This is a genomic window from Janthinobacterium sp. HH102 (assembly GCF_001758625.2).
Classification (GTDB): domain Bacteria; phylum Pseudomonadota; class Gammaproteobacteria; order Burkholderiales; family Burkholderiaceae_D; genus Janthinobacterium.
On the sequence record NZ_CP062062.1, the window covers coordinates 5154380 to 5173617 of the forward strand.

The window sequence follows — 19238 nt, forward strand, 5'->3', positions numbered from 1 at the left end:
GGGCGTGGCTGCAACAGGCGCAAAGACAAGCGCGCTTTTCCCTCGCCTCTTGGTCACTTATCAGTGCATACTATGTCGCACAGGCAACCTTTAATCTCTCTGCGACAGGAGTTCCAACCATGCACGCCCTCTCCCACCTTCGTATCGGCACGCGCCTGGCTGCAGGCTTCGCGCTGGTGCTGCTGCTGTCCGTGATCTCCACCTCGTACGCGCTGTACAGCGCCAGCGTGAATGCCGAAGCGACGCGGCAAATGATGGAAAAGCCGCTGGCCAAGGAACGCCTCGTATCGGACTGGTACGTACTGATTTACTCGGCCATCGCGCGCACTTCGATGATCGCCAGGAGCACGGATGAAACCCTGTCGAACGTGTTTGCCGACACCATCGCCGACAGCACCAAGCAGGGCGGCGAGCTGCTGAAGCAAATCGAAACCCTGCTCGTCAGCGACGAGGAAAAGGCCATTTTCAAGGCGTCCATTGCCGAACGCGTCAAGTACCAGGATGCCAAGACCCTGGTGATGAATGCGCGCAAGGGCGGCAATGCGGCGCAGGCGGAAAGCGTCTACCGCGACAGCTTCGCGCCGGCCGCCGCCAAGTACCAGAACAACGTCAAGGCCCTGCTGTCGCAGCAGCGCCAGGCCATCGACGCCACGGCGCACGCGATCGAGGCGGCCAACGGGCGCAGCTTCACCCTGCTGCTGACCTTGTGCGCGCTGGTGGTGGCGCTGGGCAGCGTCTGCGCCTGGCTGATCACGCGCTCGATCACGCAGCCGTTGAAAGCCGCCGTGAAAGTGGCGGAAACGGTGGCCGACGGCGACTTGCGCACGCATTTCGGCACGCCTGCCAGCGATGAAATCGGCGACCTGATGCGCGCGCTGCACGGCATGAACGAGGCGCTGCGCAAGGTGGTGTCGGAAGTGCAGACGGGCACCAACGCGATCGCCACGGCGTCGGGCGAAATCGCCGCCGGCAACCAGGATCTGTCGGCGCGCACGGAACAGCAGGCCAGTTCGCTGGAAGAGACGGCGTCGTCGATGGAAGAATTGACCAGCACCGTCAAGCAGAATGCGGACAACGCGCGCCAGGCCAACCAGATGGCGGTGGCCGCATCCGGCGTGGCCGAACGGGGCGGCGGCATCGTCAGCCAGGTGGTCGACACCATGGGCGCCATCGATACGGCCTCGACGAAAATCGTCGACATCATCGGCGTCATCGACGGCATCGCCTTCCAGACGAATATCCTGGCCCTGAACGCGGCGGTCGAAGCGGCACGCGCCGGCGAGCAGGGGCGCGGCTTTGCCGTCGTCGCCACGGAAGTGCGCAGCCTGGCGCAGCGCTCGGCCGCGGCGGCGCGCGAAATCAAGACCCTGATCGGCGACTCTGTGGAGCAAGTCAACAACGGCACGCGGCTGGTGCAGCAGGCCGGCAGCACCATGGGCGAAGTGGTCGACAGCGTGCGCAGGGTCACCGACATCATGGCCGAGATCACTGCCGCCAGCGCCGAGCAAAGCATGGGCATCGACCAGGTCAACCAGGCCATCGCGCAGATGGACCAGGTGACGCAGCAAAATGCGGCGCTGGTGGAAGAAGCGGCGGCGGCAGCCGAAAGCATGCAGGACCAGGCGGCGCGCCTGGCGCAGGTGGCGGCCGGCTTCCAGCTCGAGCACGTGGCCACGGCGGCGCCGGTGCGCGCCGCGCGGCCGGCCAGGGCCGCCATTGCCACCACGCAAAAACTCGCGCCACGCCCGCCCCAGGCCAGGGCCGGCAAACCCGCAGCACCCAAGGCGGCCGGCGCCGCGGCGCGCAAAACGCCATCGCACATCGCCGGCGAGCAGGACTGGGAAGAGTTTTAAGCCCGCGGTTTTAAGTCCGGCGTTACACCCGCTTTCCAGCACCGTGCAGGCGGCGGCAAGGCGCTTGAAACCATTTGACAGCGGCGCCAGGCGCGCCGATACTGGTTTCAGGTGGGACTGGCGCGCCACCGCGACATGAGACAGCCGGCGCCTCCAGGGAGAGACCATGCGCCCCTATCTTGTTTTCGCCGCTTGCTTCAAGCGCCTGGGCGCCGCCCTGCTCTGCGGCGCTTTGGCGGCCTGCAGCGTAGCACCGCCAGCCAGCCTGCCCCCCATCTTCAACGACGGCGATTTCGCGCCGGCCGCCGCCATCGACGCCAGCCAGGTCTTTGCCATCGACGAGACCATGCGCCAGTATGTGCGCACGCAAGTGCGGCGCGAAGCGCGCAACAAGAATGACCGCGCGGCCCTGTATGACGCCCTGTACGACAAGAGCAGGCTGAAACTCGAGTACGATGCGGCCATGACCCGCAATGCGCGCGAAACGTTCGCCGCGCGCCAGGGCAACTGCCTGTCGCTGGTGATCATGACGGCGGCGCTGGCACATGAAATGGGCTTGCAGGTGCGCTACCAGGAGGTGCTCGGCGAAGAAAGCTGGAGCCGCAGCGGCGACATGTATTTTGTCGCCGGCCACGTCAACCTGGTACTGGGCCAGCGGCTGGACGACAAATCCGGCAGGTACGATGCCAAGGGCATGATGGTGATCGATTTCCTGCCGTCCGCGGAGATAGGCGGCTACCGCACGCGAGAACTCGACGAAGCGACCGTGCTCGCCATGTACATGAACAACCGCGCCGCCGAAACCATGAGCGAGGGCCAGCTGAATCAGGCATACTGGTGGGCCCGGGCAGCGCTGCTGCAAGACCCCTCGTTCAGCGGCGCCTACAACACCCTGGGCGTGATCCAGTTCCGCCATGGCGACCTGGCGCAAGCGCGGCGCACTTTCGCCCATGCGCTGACGCGCACGCCGGACAACACGGTGCTGCTGTCGAACCTGGCGCAGGTGCTGGAAGCGTCCGGCCTGCCCGAAGAAGCGCTGCCGCTGCGCCGGCGCCTGCTGGCGCTGCAGCCGCAGCCGCCTTTCCACTACTTCAACCTGGGCAAGGCGGCCATGCAGCAAAACGATTACGTGCGGGCGATACAGCTGTTTTCACGTGAAATCGCGCGCGACCCGTACTACCACGAATTTCACTTCTGGCTGGCGCAAGCCTATGCGCGCCTGGGCCAGATGGAGCAGGCCGGCAAGCAGCTGGAACTGGCGATGAACAACAGCACCACGCGCAGCGACCATACTCTGTATGCGGCCAAGCTGCAGCGCCTGCGCGCCGTCACCACGCATTAATCCTCCAGGAACATCTGCTGCAGGTCATTCAGGAAGCACAATCCCCGTTCCGTCGGACGGATGACCTGGTGGTCGCGGTACAGCAAGCCTTTCGCTTCGGCCGCATTGAGCGGCTGCTCGATGGCGTTGAGGGCCAGGCCCGTACGCTCGGCGAACAGGTTCGGCGCAAAGCCCTGCGTCAGGCGCAGGGTATTCAACATGAATTCGAAGCCCATTTCCTCGCGCGCCAGTTCGCGCTCTTCCTGCACCGGATTACCGGCCAGTACCGCGTCCATGTAGGCGCGCGGCTGCTTGTAGCGGGCCTGGCGCAGCACGCGGTGCGGGAACGAAATCTTCGAGTGCGCGCCCGCGCCGATGCCGAGATAGTCGCCAAATTCCCAGTAATTGCGGTTGTGGCGTGCCTGGCGGCCCGGCTGCGCATAGGCCGACACTTCGTAGCGGCCATAGCCGGCCTGCGCGGCGCGCGCGGCCACCATGTCGGCGATATCGGCGCTCTCGTCGTCGTCCGGCAGCGCGGGCGGATACTTGGCGAACAGGGTGTTCGGTTCCAGGGTCAGGTGGTACAGCGACAGGTGCGGCGGCGCGAACGACAGCGCCGTCTCCAGGTCCTGCCGCGCTTCGTCCAGCGTCTGCGTGGGCAGCGCGTACATCAGGTCGAGGTTGAAATTGTCGAAGTTGGCATGCGCGATCTCCACCGCGCGGCGCGCCTCGTTGTCGTCATGGATGCGCCCCAGCGCCTGCAGATGGCGGCCATTGAAGCTCTGGATGCCGACCGACAGCCGGTTGATGCCGCTGGCCCGGTAAGACTTGAATTTTTCCGCTTCAAAGGTGCCAGGATTGGCTTCCATGGTGATTTCGCAATCGGGCTCCAATGGCAGCAGGGTGCGCACGTCCGACATCAGCCGGTCCAGGCCCGCCGCCGACATCAGGCTGGGCGTGCCGCCGCCGATGAAGATGGTGTGGATCTTGCGGCCCCAGATCAGCGGCAGTGCCATCTCCAGGTCCAGCCGCAGGGCCGCCAGGTATTCGGCTTCCGGCAGGTCGCCGCGCACCTCGTGCGAATTGAAGTCGCAATACGGGCATTTTTTCACGCACCACGGAAAGTGAATGTACAGCGACAGCGGCGGCAGGGCCGTCAGGTTCAGCGCGCCCGGCTGCAGGTACTTCAGGGCCGCCCCGGCCGCGCCGGAAATGCCTTCCTGCGGCGCGGGCCTGGCTGCCGACCTGGCGGCCGATTGGGCAACGGCGCCCACCAGTTTGATCGGGATCATCGCAGCTTTTCCACCAGCGCGCGCAGGGCCTGGCCGCGGTGCGACAGCGCGTTCTTTTCATCGGACGTCAGTTCGGCCGCGCACTTGCCCAGCGCGGGAATGAAGAAATGCGGATCGTAGCCGAAGCCGCCGTTGCCGCGTGGCGTGGCGATCATCTCGCCGTTCCAGCGGCCGTCGGCGATCACGGGCTGCGGGTCGTCCGCATGGCGCACATACACCAGCACGCAGTAGTAATACGCGGACTTGTCGGCATGCGCCTCAAGGTCGGCGATCAGCCTGGCGCTGTTGGCCGCATCCGATTTCGGCTCGCCCGCATAGCGGGCCGAATACACGCCGGGCGCGCCGCCGAGCGCATTGACGCACACGCCGGAATCGTCTGCCAGCGCCGGCAAGCCCGTCAGGCGAGATGCGTGGCGCGCCTTTTGCAGGGCGTTTTCAACGAAGGTGTGGAACGGTTCGTCGCTTTCCGGCACATCGTATTCGCCCTGGGCGTGGACGGAAAAACCGATGGTCGAGAGCAGCTCGTTGAATTCCTTGAGCTTGCCGGCGTTGTTGGAGGCGAGGATGAGGCGTTGGGTCATGTCAGTAGTCCGGTTGAAGTGCCGACATTGTAAACCTTTTGCGCTCCCCTCACCCTGGCCCGCCGCTGCCGAAAAAAACGGCAGGTGTGGGCTTTTTGCCCGGCGCAGCGGGCAATGACATGTAAATTTATGTAAAGATTACATGCCGAGAGCTTGCTTTTGCAGGGCGATCAGGTCGGCGATGCCGCCCTGCGCCAGGTCCAGCAGGCGGTTCATGCCGGCGCGGTCAAAGGCGGCGCCTTCGGCCGTGCCCTGCACTTCGATGAAGTGGCCCGCTTCCGTCATCACCACATTCATGTCCGTGTCGCAGCCCGAGTCTTCCACGTAGTCGAGGTCCAGCACCGGCATGCCCTGGTAGACGCCCACCGAGATGGCGGCGACGAAGCTTTTCACGGGGATGGCGGCGATCGCGCCGCGCGCCTGCAGCTGGGAAAACGCGTCATACGCGGCCACCATGGCACCCGTGATCGAGGCCGTGCGCGTGCCGCCGTCGGCCTGGATCACGTCGCAATCGAGGTGCAGGGTGCGTTCGCCGAACGCCTGCAAATCGAAGGCGGCGCGCAGCGAGCGGCCGATCAGGCGCTGGATTTCCTGCGTGCGGCCCGACTGCTTGCCGCGCGCCGCTTCGCGGTCCATGCGCGTGTGCGTCGAGCGCGGCAGCATGCCGTACTCGGCCGTCAACCAGCCCTGGCCCTTGCCCTTCAGGAAGCCCGGCACCTTGTCTTCGATGCTGGCGGTACAGATGACCTTGGTGTCGCCGCACTCGATCAGCACCGACCCTTCGGCATGTTTGGTGTACTGGCGGGTGATGCGGATGGCGCGCAGCGCATCGACGGCGCGGCCGCTCGGGCGGGATTCGAATGTCATGGGGATGTCCTGTGTGATTGGGGTTGCGGCAGCGATTCTACCACCGCGCGCGCGCCCATTTGCAGCCATGCAACAGCGCAGGGCGCAATGGCGGGCGGCGCACACATGATCCCTACAATCCTGCCCCGCCAAACACAATTTTCTTTACAATGCCGTAAAACGCACACTATTCAGCAATTTTCAGGCCATCGGGCACTTCGGTCCTGTTTCGCGGCGCGGGCAGTATTGCCTGCGCTGGCTGATTAAGTGTATAAGTGACTGTATACAAGATCAAATCGGGGAATCCTTTGAGCATTTCAAGCATGACAGGCTACGCGGTTGCCACCAGCGAAGGTGCTGCAGGCACACTGACAATTGAAATCAAGAGCGTCAACTCACGCTTTCTCGACCTGCAATTCCGGATCAACGACGATCTGCGGGCCCTGGAACCTGACTTGCGCGCCGCCGTCATGTCCGCCATCACGCGCGGCAAAGTCGAGGTACGCCTGAGCTTTGGCCGCAAGGCTGCGACCGCCGGCACGCAGGCGCTGAACGTGCCCCTGCTGACCGAACTGGCGCGCCTGCAAAACGAAGTGGGCCAGCATTTTGTCTCCGCCCCCGTCATGACGGTGGCAGAACTGCTGCGCTGGCCTGGCGTCATCGAAGAAGCGCAAGTGGGACAGGAGTCCCTGCAGGCGGACGTGGGCGCGCTGACCAAGCGCACCGTGGCCGCCTTCGTCGACAGCCGCAAGCGCGAAGGCGCGGCGCTCGAAGCGGTGCTGGTGTCGCGCATCGAAGCGATGGAAGCCATCGTCAAGCGCATCACGCCCTTGATTCCGCAAGTGGTGGCGGCCTTCCAGCAAAAAGCCATCGAGCGCATGCAGGATGCGCTGGGCCTGGCCAGCCAGGGCTCGAATTCGGCCCTGTCGCGCCAGGACGCCATGGAACGCATCCGCCAGGAAGTGATCTTGTACGGCATCCGCATCGATGTGTCCGAAGAACTGGCGCGCCTGTCGGCCCACCTGGGCGAAACGCGCCACATCCTCACCAAGGGCGGGCAAGTGGGCAAGCGCCTCGACTTCATGATGCAGGAACTCAACCGCGAAGCCAATACGCTGGGCGCCAAGGCCTCCGTCAAGGAACTGGCCGACGCCTCGATGGACTTGAAGCTGCTGATCGAGCAGATGCGCGAACAGGTGCAGAACCTGGAATAAGCCATGACCGCACCACGCATCCTGACGCTCGCCAGCGTCACCCTGGCGCTGCTGGCGGCAGGCGCGCAAGCGCAACCTGCGCAGCAGCCGTCGCCGTATGCGGTTGAAGGCTGCGCCTCCGGGTGTTTCGCTCTCAAGGAACGCGGCGCCGCCATCTACACGGGCGCCGACGCCGCCTCCTACCGCATCTGCTCGCGCAGCAACCTGGGCGCGGAAGTCTCGGTCGACAGCGCCATCGTGCGCATCAGCAACCGCGACTGCACCGATGTGAATGGCCGGGCCATCGTTCTCAATAGCGGCGAAATCGCCCTGGGCCGGCTGCCCCGCTGAGACAAGGCATGCAACTTACGCCAGGCGCGCTCCGGTGCGCGCCCTGTCGCTGGCGGCGATGACGACGCAGGCGACAAACAGCACGATGCTGTACTCCACGCCGCCGGCGCCATGCTCGCCCACGAACCAGCCCTTGGCCGCATGCACGATGACGATGCCGCCAAGGCAGATCACCATCAGGCCGGCCGCCGCCCAGCGCATGTATTTGCCGGCGATCAGCAAACTGCCGCAAACGATCTCGACGATGGTAATCGCCCACACGACAGCCAGGCCATAGATAAATCCCTTGTCTTCCAGAAAACCGGCAAAGCGGGGAATGGTGCCGTTGGCGATGCGCGTGATGGCATGCGCCATGAACATCACGGCGATGGCCACGCGCAGCAACAGCATGGCCTGGGCAATACTGAGAAACGGGAAATTTTTCATGCGCACATCCTGTCGATAAAGAAAAATATTCCAAATTAGATAACTATTTCTTCAGGATAACAAGCAAAAAATGCGCAGGCGCGGCGGCCAGGCGCATCGCAGGGCTGGCTCGTCGCCTTGCCTCTTGGTAAAATACCGAATTGGGCGGCGCCCATGCAAGCGCACGCGCCGCCATCACACGCAAATGGAAAGATCCGCATGAGCCACCCTACCGCCTTCTCCGGCAGCCTGTTCGTGGTCGCCGCGCCATCGGGCGCCGGCAAATCGACACTGGTCAATGCATTGCTGGCGCAAGAGCCCGGCATCAAATTGTCGATCTCGACCACCACGCGCGCCCCGCGTCCGGGCGAGCAGCATGGCCGCGAGTACTATTTCACGACGGCGGAAGACTTTGTCGCGCGCGCCGACCAGGGCGAATTCCTGGAATGGGCGGAAGTGCACGGCAACTACTACGGCACCTCGCGCATCATGGTGGAACAGCAAATGGCCGCCGGCACCGATATCCTGCTGGAAATCGACTGGCAAGGCGCGCGCCAGGTGCGCAAGCAATTCCCGCGCGCGGCCGGCATTTTCATCCTGCCGCCATCGATCGATGCGCTGGAAGAACGCCTGAACAAGCGCGGCCAGGACGAGCCGCACGTGATCACGCGCCGCCTGCTGGCGGCCGGCGGCGAAATCGCACACGCTCCCGAGTTCGAGTATGTTATTATCAATGAAGAGTTTACGGTCGCTTTGTCCGAACTGAGCGCGATCGTGAGAGCGGCCCGTTGCCGGTTTGCGCAACAAGCGGCCCGCAACGCATCGCTATTCGCCCAGCTGGGCCTGCACGCAGAGTAAAAACGCTGCAACGGCACGCCAGTTCACACAGCACCACGCAAAAATTTTAGGAGTTACTATGGCCCGTATCACAATCGAAGATTGTCTGAAGCAGATCCCTAACCGTTTCCAGCTGACCCTGGCTGCGACCTATCGCGCACGTCAGTTGTTGCAAGGCCACACCCCAAAGGTGGAAGCCAAGGACAAGCCTACCGTCGTCGCACTGCGTGAAATCGCTGCCGGTAAAGTCGGCATCGAAATGCTGAAAAAGGTCCCGATGTAAGTGGGAACCCGCGTGCCGGAACAGTGCTGACCCCTGGTTCTACCGTATCCTTTATTCACACTGTGAAGCAACGCGACGTTTTATGAGTCTGACCCCAGCCGACACGACTTCCGCAGCACTGCCGCCCCTGGCCTCGCGCCAGGCGGCAAAATCGCAGGGCGCTTCCGCGCCCGGCGCCGGCACGTCCGGCAGCAACACCCCCGCAGCACCGCCAGCGCCCGCCCTCGGCGTGGCTTCCGTCAGCCACCTGGCCGACAAGCTGGCCGAATACCTGTCTCCCGCCGACCTGAAAAAAGTCAAGGAAGCCTACCGCTTCTCCGACGAAATGCACCTGGGCCAGATGCGCCGCTCGGGCGAGCCGTATATCTCGCATCCGATCGCCGTCGCCGAAATCTGCGCCGACTGGAAGCTCGACGCGCAAGCCATCATGGCCGCCCTGCTGCATGACGTCATGGAAGACCAGGACGTCAAGAAGGAAGAATTGATCGAGCGCTTCGGCGCTCCGGTGGCGCACCTGGTCGACGGCCTGTCGAAGCTGGAAAAGATCGAATTCCAGAGCCAGATCGAAGCGCAGGCGGAAAACTTCCGCAAGATGCTGCTGGCCATGGCATCCGACGTGCGCGTGATCCTGATCAAGCTGGCCGACCGCCTGCATAATATGCGCACCCTGGACTTCATGACGGCGGCGAAAAAACGCCGCATCGCCAGCGAGACCATGGAAGTGTACGTGCCGATCGCGCACCGTCTCGGCCTGAACAACATCTACCACGAGCTGCAGGACCTGTCGTTCTCGCACCTGTATCCGATGCGCTACCGCACCCTGGCGAAAGCCGTCAAGGCGGCGCGCGGCAACCGGCGCGAGGTGGTCAACAAGATCATGGAAGCGGTGAAAAGCACCTTGTCCATGGCCGAGCTCGAAGCCGACGTCACGGGCCGCGAAAAGACCCTGTACGACATCTATAAAAAGATGCGCAGCAAGCATTTGTCGTTCTCGCAAGTGCTGGACGTGTACGGTTTCCGCGTGGTGGTGGGCAGCTTTGCCGACTGTTACGTGACCCTGGGCACCCTGCACAGCCTGTACAAGCCCATGCCGGGCAAGTTCAAGGATTACATCGCGATCCGCAAGCTGAACGGCTACCAGTCGCTGCACACGACCGTCATCGGCCCGTACGGCACGCCCGTGGAATTCCAGATCCGCACGCAGGAAATGCACCGCACGGCCGAGTCCGGCGTGGCGGCGCACTGGCTGTACAAGAGCGGCGAATCGAACCCGTCCGACCTGCAGCAGCGCACCCATGCGTGGCTGCAATCGCTGCTCGACATCCAGCAGCAGACGGGCGACTCGGCCGAATTCCTCGAACACGTCAAGGTCGACCTGTTCCCCGATTCCGTCTACGTGTTTACGCCGAAGTCGAAGATCATCGCCCTGCCGCGCGGCGCCACGGCCATCGACTTCGCCTACTCGATCCACACGGGCATCGGCGACCAGACCGTGGCCGTGAAAATCAACAACGAAACCTCGCCCTTGCGCACCGAGCTGCACAATGGCGACATCGTCGAAATCATCACCGATTCCTCGTCGCGCCCCAGCCCGACGTGGCTGTCGTTCGTGCGCACCGGCAAGGCCCGTTCGGCCATCCGCCACCACTTGCGCACGATCAACCTGCCCGAATCGATCGCCCTGGGCCAGCAATTGCTGTCGCAGGCGCTGCACACCCTGAACATCGACGCCGACCTGCAAGCGCCATTGGTCGAACGCCTGCTCAACGAATCGAGCGCCAATTCCATGGACGAGCTGTACGCGGACATCGGCATCGGCAAGCGCATGGCCACCCTGGTGGCGCGCCACATCTTCGGCTTGATCGGCGGCGAAGCGGCCAGCATGCCCGTGGAACACAACAGCGGCAGCGAACTGGACCCCGTCACCATCTGCGGCAGCGAAGGCGTGTCCGTGCAACTGGCGCCCTGCTGCCTGCCGATTCCCGGCGACCAGATCATCGGCCAGCTGCGCCGCGACCAGGGCTTGCTCGTGCACACGAGCGACTGCTCGCAAGCGAAACGCCAGCGCGCCAAGGAACCGGACCGCTGGATCGCCGTGCGCTGGGGAACCGAACTAAACCGCCGCTTCGACTGCCGCATCAAGGTCTTGATCAACAGCGAACGGGGCATCCTCGCCCGCGTGGCCGCCGAAATCGGCGAATCGGACGCCAACATCATCTATGTGGGCATGGACGAAGACAAGGACAACGTGCTCGACCAGCTGCGCTTCACCGTGCAGGTCAAGGACAGGGTCCACCTGGCCGCCCTGCTGCGCAATGTGCGCCGCGTGGCCGGCGTCAACCGCATCCTGCGCGAGCGTAACTGATTCACGCGGCAAAAAGCTGGGGTCAGACCCGCCGGGTCTGACCCCGGATCTCCGCTGCGGGCTACCGGTTCAGTTCCGCAACGCGTCGTAAAAACGCCTGATCCCCCACCGCAAATTCAGCATTGACTGCTTCTCGCAGTTGTCCGATGCAGCGATCGCCTAATTCATCCTGAAATAACGATTGGTATGTCTTTTGCCGCTCAAGCACATCACATCCAAGTTGCATATATAAAGAATGCGGAGACAGCAGATCATCATGCACGCCCTGCGCATTGCTTCGATAACTGGACCAGCAATATTGACCAGGCAATGCCACGATACCGGCCCTGACAGGGTTAAGTTCGATATAGCGCTGGCAAATCAATAAATAACGCTCGCCCTGTACCAGGCAAGATTTGTAGCGGCCCTCCCACAAACTGCCGGTGCGGCCATAACGCCAGTTGAAATACTGCACATAACGCTGGTTCAGCATTTTCATCAGCAACGACAGGGACGTTGTGCTTTGCGTGGAAAGCAATAGATGCACATGATTATTCATCAGCACATACGCATGCAGATGGCATGGTGCAAGCGCCAAACAACTGTGCAGATAATCCAGATAACGCTGCTTGTCTTGCCTATCAAGAAAGCAGGCTTGGCGATTCACGCCACGTTGCACCACATGTAAGGGAACGCCGGGCAAGACGAGCCGAAGGCGACGGGGCATGGCAACTCCTGATACCAACTGAATGGTCAGTGTGCCAGCGTGCGCGTCTGGCGTCCTGCGTCACCGCAAGCTTACCCCTCCCCCGGCGCCGGATACGTCACTTCCAGCAACTCCAGTTCCTGCTCGCCCAGCGGCGTGTTGAGGGTGATCACATCGCCTTCGCGCGCCTTGGTAATGGTGCGGGCCATGGGCGAGACCCAGCTGATCTTGCCGTTCAGGGGGTCGAATTCGTCGATGCCGACGATGGTGATGGTGTGCGTTTCGCCGTCGCTGGTGCGGTAGGTTACCGTGGCACCGAAAAACACCTGGTCGTTGCCATGGTGCACGCTGGGATCGACGATGGCGGCCAGGTCCATGCGTTTGGTGAGGAAGCGGATGCGGCGGTCGATTTCGCGCAGCCGGCGCTTGCCATAGATATAGTCGCCATTTTCCGAACGGTCGCCATTCGACGCCGCCCAATGGACGATGCGCACCACTTCCGGACGGTCGACGTCGATCAGCTGCAGCAGCTCTTCCTTGATGCGCTGGTAGCCGGCCGGCGTGATGTAGTTCTTGGCGCCGGCGGGAATGGCCAGCGCCAGCGCGACCGCTTCTTCATCGTCGTCGTTGTCCGATTCTTTTACAAAGGCTTTATTCATCCGCCTATTGTAGCCCCGCCAGGAAGCCATGGGCACACGGGATGCGGGCGCAGGCGGGCTTTTTTGACGTATCATCGTGGCAATCGCGGCAAACGTGGGCCGCACACGGAGACGGATGAAAAAAATCTACAGAGTCAGGCGCTGGCTGTTCGCGCCGCTGGTCTACCTGGCCGCCATCTGCCTGCTGATCGAGGAATGGCTATGGGCGACGGGCGCGCGCATCATGCAGGTGGTGTCGCAATTCCCTCCCCTGCATGCGCTCGAAGCGTGGATCAAGCGCCTGCCCCCGTACTGGGCGCTGGCCATCTTCGTGCTGCCGGCCGTGCTGCTGTTTCCCGTCAAGCTGCTGGCCCTGCTGGCGATCGCGCGCGGCCATGCGTTTTCCGGCATCGGCGTGATCGTCATCGCCAAGCTGGGCGGCGCGGCCGCCGTCGCGCGCCTGTATTCGCTGACGCGCCCTACCCTGCTCAGTTTGCCGTGGTTTGCGCGCTGGCATGGCCTCTTCATGGAAACCAAGGACCGCTGGATCGCCCGGCTGCGCGCCACGCGCCCGTGGCGCCGTGTCAGCCGCCTGTCGGCCGCCCTGGGCCGCGCCCGCCGCGCCTGGTGGCAGCGCTTGCGCAAGGGCACGCCAGGGCGTCATAATTCCCGCCCAGCCAGGGTGCTGCGCCGCTTTGCCGCCTTCTGGCGCGCCCGCCGCTGATGAAGAAAGGCAACTCCATGCACGACACTCCCCGGCTGGCCCCCGCCCTGCGCGCGGCGGCGCCGGAAATCTACCTGTACGACGCGGCCAGCTTGCAATTGCTGGACGCCAACGATGCCGCCAGCGACAACTTGCAGTATGCACGCAAGGAATTGCTGGCGATGACGCCCTTCACGCTGGCGCCGCAGCTCGACGCGCAGCAGCTGGCCGCCGTGCTGGCCACTCTGGACGACAGCATCGGCGCGCAAGCCCGGCTGCACGTGCAGCAGCGGCGCCGCGATGGCAGCCTGTATTCGCTCAGCCTGCACCTGTCGCGCGCCCAGCGCCAGGGGCGCCCCCTGTTGCTGGCCGAGGGCGAAGACTTGCGTACGCCGCAGGCGACGGCCGCCGCCCTGGCGCAGGTGCAGTCGCGCTTCAACGCCATCGTCTCGAATACGCCGGGCCTCGTGTACCAGTTCTGCCTGCATGCGGATGGACGGGCGTCCTTTGCCTACCTGAGCGAAGGCTGCCAGGCCCTTCTGGGCCTGAGCCCGGCGCTGCTGCACGCGCGCCCGGAACTGTTTTACCAGTTGATCCTGGCCGACGACCGCGCCTCGTATCTGGAATCGATGCAAGCCTCGAAAAGCGCCTTGTGGAGCTGGAACTGGGAAGGCCGGATCTGGATCGATGCCTGGAAGGACGTCAAATGGATCAACCTGCGCTCGACGCCGCGCGCGCTGGCCGACGGCACGGTGCAGTGGGAAGGCATCATGACGAATATCACGGAAAGCCGGCTCGAACAGATCGAAGTGCGCCAGTCGCGCGCGCGCCTGGCCGAGCTGACGGCGCATATCGACAAGGTCAAGGAACACGAACGCACGCGCCTGGCGCGCGAATTGCACGATGACCTGGGCGGCAATTTGACGGCCATCAAGATGGCCTTGGCCATGCTGGCGCGCCGCCTGCCGCCGGACGACCCGCTGCTGCAGGAAAAGGCCGACTATGTCGATGCCCTGGTCGACCGCAGCATCGACGCCGTGCACCGCATTTCGCTGGACTTGCGCCCCTCCATGCTGGACCTGGGCCTGGTCGCCGCGCTGGACTGGCAGGTCAAGGAATTCGCGCGCCAGGCCGGCATCGAGTGCCAGTTCATTTCCAACCGCCAGCACATCGAACTGGAGCTGGACCAGGCGACCAGCCTGTTCCGCATCGCCCAGGAGGCGCTGACGAATATCGCCAAGCATGCGCAGGCGAGCAAGGTCAGCGTGCGCCTGGCCCGGCAGCGCCAGCATATCAGCCTGACCATCGCCGACAATGGCGTCGGCATGCGCCTGTCCGACCGCGCCAAGCCGCAGTCGTTCGGCATCCGCGGCATGGCCGAACGGGCCAGCGCGCTGGGCGGCAGCCTGAGCCTGATGGATGGGCCGGACGGCGGCACCATCCTGAGCATAAAAATCCGTCTGACCACCCCGCGAGAGGCGATAATAGCGGCTGCAGCCAGTGCGCCCGCGCACAGCGGGCCGCCGCCAGACGCGGCCTAGTGGGTGAATTAGATAGGAAACAATGCAGTCATGAAAGAAAAAGCCACCATCCGGGTATTCATCGCCGACGATCACGCGATCGTGCGCGAAGGCTTGAAGCAAATCCTCGCCGACACGAAGGACATCATCGTAGCCGGCGAAGCCGAAAATGGCCACGACGCCATCAAACTGTTCCGCGGCTCGAAATGCCAGGTGTTGTTGCTTGACATCTCCCTGCCCGACCGCAGCGGCATCGAGGTACTCAAGCAGATCAAGAAGGAAAAGCCGGAACTGGCCGTGCTGATGCTGTCCATGCACCGCGAAGACCAGTACGCCATCCGTTCGCTCAAGGCGGGCGCGGCCGGCTACCTGACGAAACAGAGCGCGCCGCGCGAGCTGGTCACGGCCATCCGGCAAGTGGCGCAAGGGTTGAAATACATCAGCGCCTCGCTGGCGCAGGAACTGGCCAACACGGTGGGCGAAGACCACGAAACGGCCTTGCACGACACCTTGTCGGACCGCGAGTACCAGACGCTGGTCATGATTGCCTCGGGCAAGGCGGTGGGCGCCATCGCCGAAGAGCTCAAATTGTCCGTGAAAACCGTCAGCGAATACCGCGCCCGCTTGCTGGTCAAGATGAAGCTCAAGAACAGCGCGGAACTGACGCATTACGCCATCCGCAACCAGCTGGTGGATTGACGGCAAAGCGGCATGCCCGCTGGCATCGGGCGAATTGACAGGACTTCTCCTTGCTTCTCGCACAATAAGTTCTTTGCCAACTCGCATATCATGAGGATAATGAGAAATATCTAAAAAGGCTGTGCCTACATGTCCAGTAAATTGCCATCCTCACCAGCAGGCGCTCCCGCTGGCGCCACGAATACCGCCGCCGCTGCGGCGATGAACCCGGCCGATATCGCCCGCGAAGCGTTTCGCCGCCTGGCCACGCGCCGCATCGCCCCCACGCCGAGCGCCTACCGCGATATCTACAATGAAATCGCGGGCATCAGCGAAGCGGCCGAGACGCCGGCTACGCCGGGAGCCGTGCTGGCCGCCAGCGCCCCCACGGAGAGCGGTGCGGAAAACGTCCTGACGCAATTCGCGGCCAAGATGAGCGAATCGGCGGGCGAACTGGGCGACTTTGGCAAGCGTTTCCAGCGCGCCCTGAAAGCGCGCGACTGGGATGGCTATGCACGTACCCTGGCGCAACTGGCCGAGAAACAGGTCAAGAAAAGCGGCGGCATCGAATTGCCGCCCCTGCCGGACGGCGAACAGACGCGCACCCTGCGTGAATTGCTCAGCCGCACCCTGGGCTTTGCCGTCGCCACCTTGCTGACGGGCACGCCCGCGCTGGTGGAAGAGGCAGAGTCCCTGGGCGCGGCCATCAAGCTGGCCCACACGGAAGAAGCGCTGAACGAAGCGGCCCTGCGCCTGAAACAGCTGTGCTATCAGATCGAACTGAAGAGCGGCGACACGGCCGAGCAGCAGGAACTGCTGCTGCGCCTGTTCAAGCTGCTGCTGGACAACGTCAGCCAGTTGCTCGACGACGACAGCTGGCTGCGCGGCCAGGTCGACGCCGTGCAAAACCTGATCGCCGGTCCGCTCGACCAGCGCGCGCTGGAAGACGCCACGCGCAGCCTGAAGGAAGTCATCTACAAGCAAAGCCAGCTCAAGCACAGCCTGTCCGACGTCAAGCTGACGGTCAAGAACATGATGATGACCTTCATTGACCGCCTGGGGCAAGTGGCGGCCAGCACGGGCGACTTCCACGAAAAGATCGGCGGCTATTCGGAAAAGATCAGCCAGGCGGAAAATATCAGCGAGTTGAACAGCGTTCTCGACGAAGTCTTGCGCGAAACGCGCATGGTGCAGAACGAGGCCTTGCGCGCGCGCGACAAGATGGTGCTGGCGCGCCAGGAAGTGCAGGATGCGGAACAGCGCATCCACACGCTGGAAGCGAAGCTCCAGCATATGAGCGAACTGGTGCGGGAAGACCAGCTGACGGGCAGCCTGAACCGTCGCGGCCTGGACGATGTGTTCGAACGCGAGACGGCCCGCTCGGACCGCCGCGGCACGCCGCTGTGCATCGCCATGCTGGACCTGGACGACTTCAAGCGCCTGAACGACACCTATGGCCACCTGGCCGGCGACGCCGCCCTGAAACATCTGGTGAAAATCGTCAAGGAAACCCTGCGCTCGATGGACGTCATCGCCCGCTTCGGCGGCGAGGAATTCCTCATCCTGCTGCCGGAAACCACGGTCGAAGCGGCCTCATCGACGATGACGCGGCTGCAACGCGAACTGACCCGGCATTTCTTCCTGCACGACAACGAAAAAGTCTTGATCACCTTCTCCGCCGGCGTGGCCCTGCGCCTGCCCAACGAAGACCAGGCCGAACTCGTCAAACGCGCCGACCGCGCCATGTACCAGGCCAAGCAGACGGGCAAGAATCGGGTGGTGGTGGCGGATTGACGCCCGCCCGCTTCGCCACATGCCGTCCCGCCACTCGGCCGGACGGCATTTTTCATGGCACAAACAACAACACCCCTCACCCCCTGCAGCATGCCGCCAGCGTCCGCGCGATATGAAAATAAAACTATTTTTACCCTCAAGTTTTCTCAAACGCCGTCGTTTAGCGCGCGGCCAGCAGCAAACTGAAGGGCTAAAAATTAAAATTTAAAGCACTTTCCGCTATAAATTTTCCCGCAGAGCAACCGTTACCCTAAACAACAGCGGCTTGATTGTCCCGGAACAGCGGGGCAGGCCAAAGTGAACGGCACTTAGCACAATGTAGTATCTGTTTGGAGAATTAACATGGCTGCAGTAATTAATACCAACATCGCCTCCCTGAACTCGCAACGCAACCTGTCGACTTCGCAATCGGCCTTGACCACCTCGCTGCAACGCCTGTCTTCCGGTATGCGCATCAACAGCGCCAAGGATGACGCTGCTGGTCTGGCGATTTCCGACCGCATGACGTCGCAAATCCGCGGCATGACGCAGGCAACCCGCAATGCAAACGACGGCGTCTCGCTGGCTCAAACGGCCGAGGGTGCACTGTCGAGCTCGGGCGACATCCTGCAACGTATCCGCGAACTGGCAGTTCAATCGTCGAACGCCACCAACTCGTCGAGCGACCGTCAGGCTCTGCAAACCGAGGTTGGTCAACTGGGTTCGGAATTGAACCGCATCGCTCAAACCACTTCGTTCAACGGCCAGGCGCTGCTGGACGGCACCATGGGCACGGCCAACTTCCAGGTCGGCGCGGACGCGAATCAGCTGATTTCGGCCAGCGGCGCAAACTTCCTGACCAATACCTACGGCAACAACCGTATTGAGAATGATGCTGTTGCAGTCAAAGCAACGTCAACCAACGTTGCCGATGCAAAAGCCATCACCATCAACGGCAAGCTCGGTTCCGCCACCTACACTACGGCTACCGCTGCCGTAGGTCCTCCAGCTGTCCTGTCGGACACGGCTAAATCGATCGCTGCTGGCATCAACCAGAAAACCAGCGCTACCGGTGTCACCGCTACGGCAAAAACGGAAACCAACCTGGCCCTGGCCGCCGAATCGTACTCGTTCCAGATCGCATCGGACAACGATCCAGCCCAGACTCCTGTCACCGTGTCCTTCGCAGTTGGCGGCAGCGCAAGCAGCGCCACCGACTTCGCAGCAGGCATCAACGCCATCAATGCCCAATCGGCAAAGACCGGCGTGACGGCTCAGTACGACACGAAAAACGGCGGTATTAAGCTGAGCAATGCCAATGGCGCTGACATCAAGCTCACCAACGGCGCTACTGCGAACACCAAGTTCGATGTCGCAAGCTACAAGCTCGACGGCACCAAGACCACAGCGGTCGATAACAAAGGCGCTGTAGCTGTCGCTGTTGCAAACGGCACCGTGACGTTCGACTCGGACAGCAGCTTCTCCGTCACCGATGCCGGTTCCGGTCTGGGTCTGGGTGCGACTGGTGCAGGCGCCGCCAACCAAGGTTCGTCACTGAAGTCCGTCGCGTCGATCGACATCACGACGTTCGATGGCGCTCAGCTGGCCTTGAAAATCGCCGATGCAGCCTTGTCGACGGTCAATGGCCAACGTGCTCAGTACGGTGCATTGCAATCGCGCTTCGCTTCGGCGATCTCGAACCTGCAATCGACCACGGAAAACCTGTCGGCATCGCGCAGCCGCATCGTCGATACGGACTTTGCGTCGGAAACGGCCAACATGACCCGCGGCCAGATCCTGCAACAAGCTGGTACGGCCATGCTGGCGCAAGCGAACTCGCTGCCAAACGGCGTCCTGAGTCTGCTGCGCGGCTAATCTCCGATTAGCCAGGCAACAGCGTAGGACTCTGATTCC

General features: G+C 63.0%; 18 protein-coding genes. 12 read left to right on the forward strand and 6 right to left on the reverse strand.

The window, feature by feature from the left end; genetic code table 11:
• Nucleotides 1–119 precede the first annotated feature (119 nt).
• On the forward strand, nt 120–1853 hold the full coding sequence (locus JAB4_RS23430; RefSeq protein WP_070222396.1) for a methyl-accepting chemotaxis protein: 1734 nt from the start codon (nt 120–122) through the stop codon (nt 1851–1853).
• Between the two features lie 166 nt (nt 1854–2019).
• Nucleotides 2020–3195: a tetratricopeptide repeat protein gene (locus tag JAB4_RS23435; protein WP_070222394.1), complete on the forward strand. Its 1176-nt coding sequence runs from the start codon at nt 2020–2022 to the stop codon at nt 3193–3195.
• Here JAB4_RS23435 and hemW read toward each other — a convergent pair.
• The 3 genes from hemW to rph form a co-directional block, all read right to left on the reverse strand.
• Nucleotides 3192–4466: a radical SAM family heme chaperone HemW gene (hemW, locus tag JAB4_RS23440; protein WP_070222392.1), complete on the reverse strand. Its 1275-nt coding sequence runs from the start codon at nt 4464–4466 to the stop codon at nt 3192–3194. The genes JAB4_RS23435 and hemW overlap by 4 nt on opposite strands.
• Nucleotides 4463–5047, reverse strand: coding sequence for an RdgB/HAM1 family non-canonical purine NTP pyrophosphatase (gene rdgB, locus JAB4_RS23445; protein WP_070222390.1), 585 nt, complete (start codon nt 5045–5047; stop codon nt 4463–4465). Before rdgB ends, hemW begins: the two co-directional genes overlap by 4 nt.
• Before the next feature lie 138 nt (nt 5048–5185).
• The gene (rph, locus tag JAB4_RS23450) at nt 5186–5914 is read right to left on the reverse strand and encodes a ribonuclease PH (RefSeq protein WP_046685905.1); all 729 of its coding nucleotides are present in this window, start codon (nt 5912–5914) and stop codon (nt 5186–5188) included.
• Between the two features lie 302 nt (nt 5915–6216).
• Here rph and JAB4_RS23455 point away from each other — a divergent pair, with 302 nt between their 5' ends.
• Nucleotides 6217–7107: a YicC/YloC family endoribonuclease gene (locus tag JAB4_RS23455; RefSeq protein ID WP_070222388.1), complete on the forward strand. Its 891-nt coding sequence runs from the start codon at nt 6217–6219 to the stop codon at nt 7105–7107.
• A gap of 3 nt (nt 7108–7110) precedes the next feature.
• Nucleotides 7111–7437: a hypothetical protein gene (locus tag JAB4_RS23460; protein WP_070222386.1), complete on the forward strand. Its 327-nt coding sequence runs from the start codon at nt 7111–7113 to the stop codon at nt 7435–7437.
• Nucleotides 7438–7452: 15 nt separating this feature from the next.
• On the opposite strand, the gene JAB4_RS23465 is transcribed toward JAB4_RS23460, so the two are convergent.
• Nucleotides 7453–7863, reverse strand: coding sequence for a DoxX family protein (locus JAB4_RS23465; protein ID WP_071650226.1), 411 nt, complete (start codon nt 7861–7863; stop codon nt 7453–7455).
• Nucleotides 7864–8061: 198 nt separating this feature from the next.
• On the opposite strand from JAB4_RS23465, the gene gmk reads away from it, so the two are divergent.
• From gmk to JAB4_RS23480, 3 genes are all read left to right on the forward strand, one after another.
• On the forward strand, nt 8062–8700 hold the full coding sequence (gmk, locus tag JAB4_RS23470) for a guanylate kinase (RefSeq protein ID WP_080753685.1): 639 nt from the start codon (nt 8062–8064) through the stop codon (nt 8698–8700).
• 58 nt (nt 8701–8758) lie between these two features.
• On the forward strand, nt 8759–8962 hold the full coding sequence (rpoZ, locus tag JAB4_RS23475; protein WP_010400723.1) for a DNA-directed RNA polymerase subunit omega: 204 nt from the start codon (nt 8759–8761) through the stop codon (nt 8960–8962).
• Between the two features lie 82 nt (nt 8963–9044).
• Nucleotides 9045–11327, forward strand: a complete 2283-nt coding sequence (locus tag JAB4_RS23480) for a bifunctional (p)ppGpp synthetase/guanosine-3',5'-bis(diphosphate) 3'-pyrophosphohydrolase (protein ID WP_070222384.1) — start codon at nt 9045–9047, stop codon at nt 11325–11327.
• A gap of 61 nt (nt 11328–11388) precedes the next feature.
• Here the strand turns inward: JAB4_RS23480 and JAB4_RS23485 are convergent, their stop codons facing one another.
• Together JAB4_RS23485 and greB are read right to left on the reverse strand one after the other, a co-directional pair.
• A complete protein-coding gene (locus JAB4_RS23485; RefSeq protein ID WP_071650225.1) occupies nt 11389–12033 on the reverse strand; it encodes a transposase in 645 nt (214 codons plus the stop codon).
• A gap of 71 nt (nt 12034–12104) precedes the next feature.
• Nucleotides 12105–12671 (reverse strand): transcription elongation factor GreB, encoded by a 567-nt coding sequence (gene greB, locus JAB4_RS23490; RefSeq protein WP_070222382.1) that lies wholly within the window; start codon nt 12669–12671, stop codon nt 12105–12107.
• Between the two features lie 115 nt (nt 12672–12786).
• Between greB and JAB4_RS23495 the strand changes: the two genes are divergently transcribed.
• The 5 genes from JAB4_RS23495 (at nt 12787) to JAB4_RS23515 (ending at nt 19199) form a co-directional block, all read left to right on the forward strand.
• Nucleotides 12787–13374 carry a hypothetical protein gene (locus JAB4_RS23495; protein ID WP_070222380.1) on the forward strand — a complete coding sequence of 196 codons (588 nt, stop codon included), beginning with the start codon at nt 12787–12789 and terminating at the stop codon, nt 13372–13374.
• Between the two features lie 17 nt (nt 13375–13391).
• Complete coding sequence (locus JAB4_RS23500) at nt 13392–14894, forward strand: sensor histidine kinase (RefSeq protein ID WP_227742018.1); 1503 nt, start codon at nt 13392–13394, stop codon at nt 14892–14894.
• A gap of 30 nt (nt 14895–14924) precedes the next feature.
• Complete coding sequence (locus tag JAB4_RS23505; RefSeq protein ID WP_034753998.1) at nt 14925–15572, forward strand: response regulator transcription factor; 648 nt, start codon at nt 14925–14927, stop codon at nt 15570–15572.
• 201 nt (nt 15573–15773) lie between these two features.
• Nucleotides 15774–17345 (forward strand): diguanylate cyclase, encoded by a 1572-nt coding sequence (locus JAB4_RS23510; protein ID WP_070222378.1) that lies wholly within the window; start codon nt 15774–15776, stop codon nt 17343–17345.
• Between the two features lie 342 nt (nt 17346–17687).
• On the forward strand, nt 17688–19199 hold the full coding sequence (locus JAB4_RS23515; protein WP_070222376.1) for a flagellin: 1512 nt from the start codon (nt 17688–17690) through the stop codon (nt 19197–19199).
• Nucleotides 19200–19238 lie beyond the last annotated feature (39 nt).

Excerpts from the sequence above, each read along its gene's own strand:
- JAB4_RS23430 (WP_070222396.1), top strand. The coding sequence starts at position 120 with ATGCACGCCCTCTCCCACCTTCGTATCGGCACGCGCCTGGCTGCAGGC.
- JAB4_RS23435 (WP_070222394.1), top strand. The coding sequence starts at position 2,020 with ATGCGCCCCTATCTTGTTTTCGCCGCTTGCTTCAAGCGCCTGGGCGCC.
- hemW (WP_070222392.1), bottom strand. The coding sequence starts at position 4,466 with ATGATCCCGATCAAACTGGTGGGCGCCGTTGCCCAATCGGCCGCCAGG.
- rdgB (WP_070222390.1), bottom strand. The coding sequence starts at position 5,047 with ATGACCCAACGCCTCATCCTCGCCTCCAACAACGCCGGCAAGCTCAAG.
- rph (WP_046685905.1), bottom strand. The coding sequence starts at position 5,914 with ATGACATTCGAATCCCGCCCGAGCGGCCGCGCCGTCGATGCGCTGCGC.
- JAB4_RS23455 (WP_070222388.1), top strand. The coding sequence starts at position 6,217 with ATGACAGGCTACGCGGTTGCCACCAGCGAAGGTGCTGCAGGCACACTG.
- JAB4_RS23460 (WP_070222386.1), top strand. The coding sequence starts at position 7,111 with ATGACCGCACCACGCATCCTGACGCTCGCCAGCGTCACCCTGGCGCTG.
- JAB4_RS23465 (WP_071650226.1), bottom strand. The coding sequence starts at position 7,863 with ATGAAAAATTTCCCGTTTCTCAGTATTGCCCAGGCCATGCTGTTGCTG.
- gmk (WP_080753685.1), top strand. The coding sequence starts at position 8,062 with ATGAGCCACCCTACCGCCTTCTCCGGCAGCCTGTTCGTGGTCGCCGCG.
- rpoZ (WP_010400723.1), top strand. The coding sequence starts at position 8,759 with ATGGCCCGTATCACAATCGAAGATTGTCTGAAGCAGATCCCTAACCGT.
- JAB4_RS23480 (WP_070222384.1), top strand. The coding sequence starts at position 9,045 with ATGAGTCTGACCCCAGCCGACACGACTTCCGCAGCACTGCCGCCCCTG.
- JAB4_RS23485 (WP_071650225.1), bottom strand. The coding sequence starts at position 12,033 with ATGCCCCGTCGCCTTCGGCTCGTCTTGCCCGGCGTTCCCTTACATGTG.
- greB (WP_070222382.1), bottom strand. The coding sequence starts at position 12,671 with ATGAATAAAGCCTTTGTAAAAGAATCGGACAACGACGACGATGAAGAA.
- JAB4_RS23495 (WP_070222380.1), top strand. The coding sequence starts at position 12,787 with ATGAAAAAAATCTACAGAGTCAGGCGCTGGCTGTTCGCGCCGCTGGTC.
- JAB4_RS23500 (WP_227742018.1), top strand. The coding sequence starts at position 13,392 with ATGCACGACACTCCCCGGCTGGCCCCCGCCCTGCGCGCGGCGGCGCCG.
- JAB4_RS23505 (WP_034753998.1), top strand. The coding sequence starts at position 14,925 with ATGAAAGAAAAAGCCACCATCCGGGTATTCATCGCCGACGATCACGCG.
- JAB4_RS23510 (WP_070222378.1), top strand. The coding sequence starts at position 15,774 with ATGAACCCGGCCGATATCGCCCGCGAAGCGTTTCGCCGCCTGGCCACG.
- JAB4_RS23515 (WP_070222376.1), top strand. The coding sequence starts at position 17,688 with ATGGCTGCAGTAATTAATACCAACATCGCCTCCCTGAACTCGCAACGC.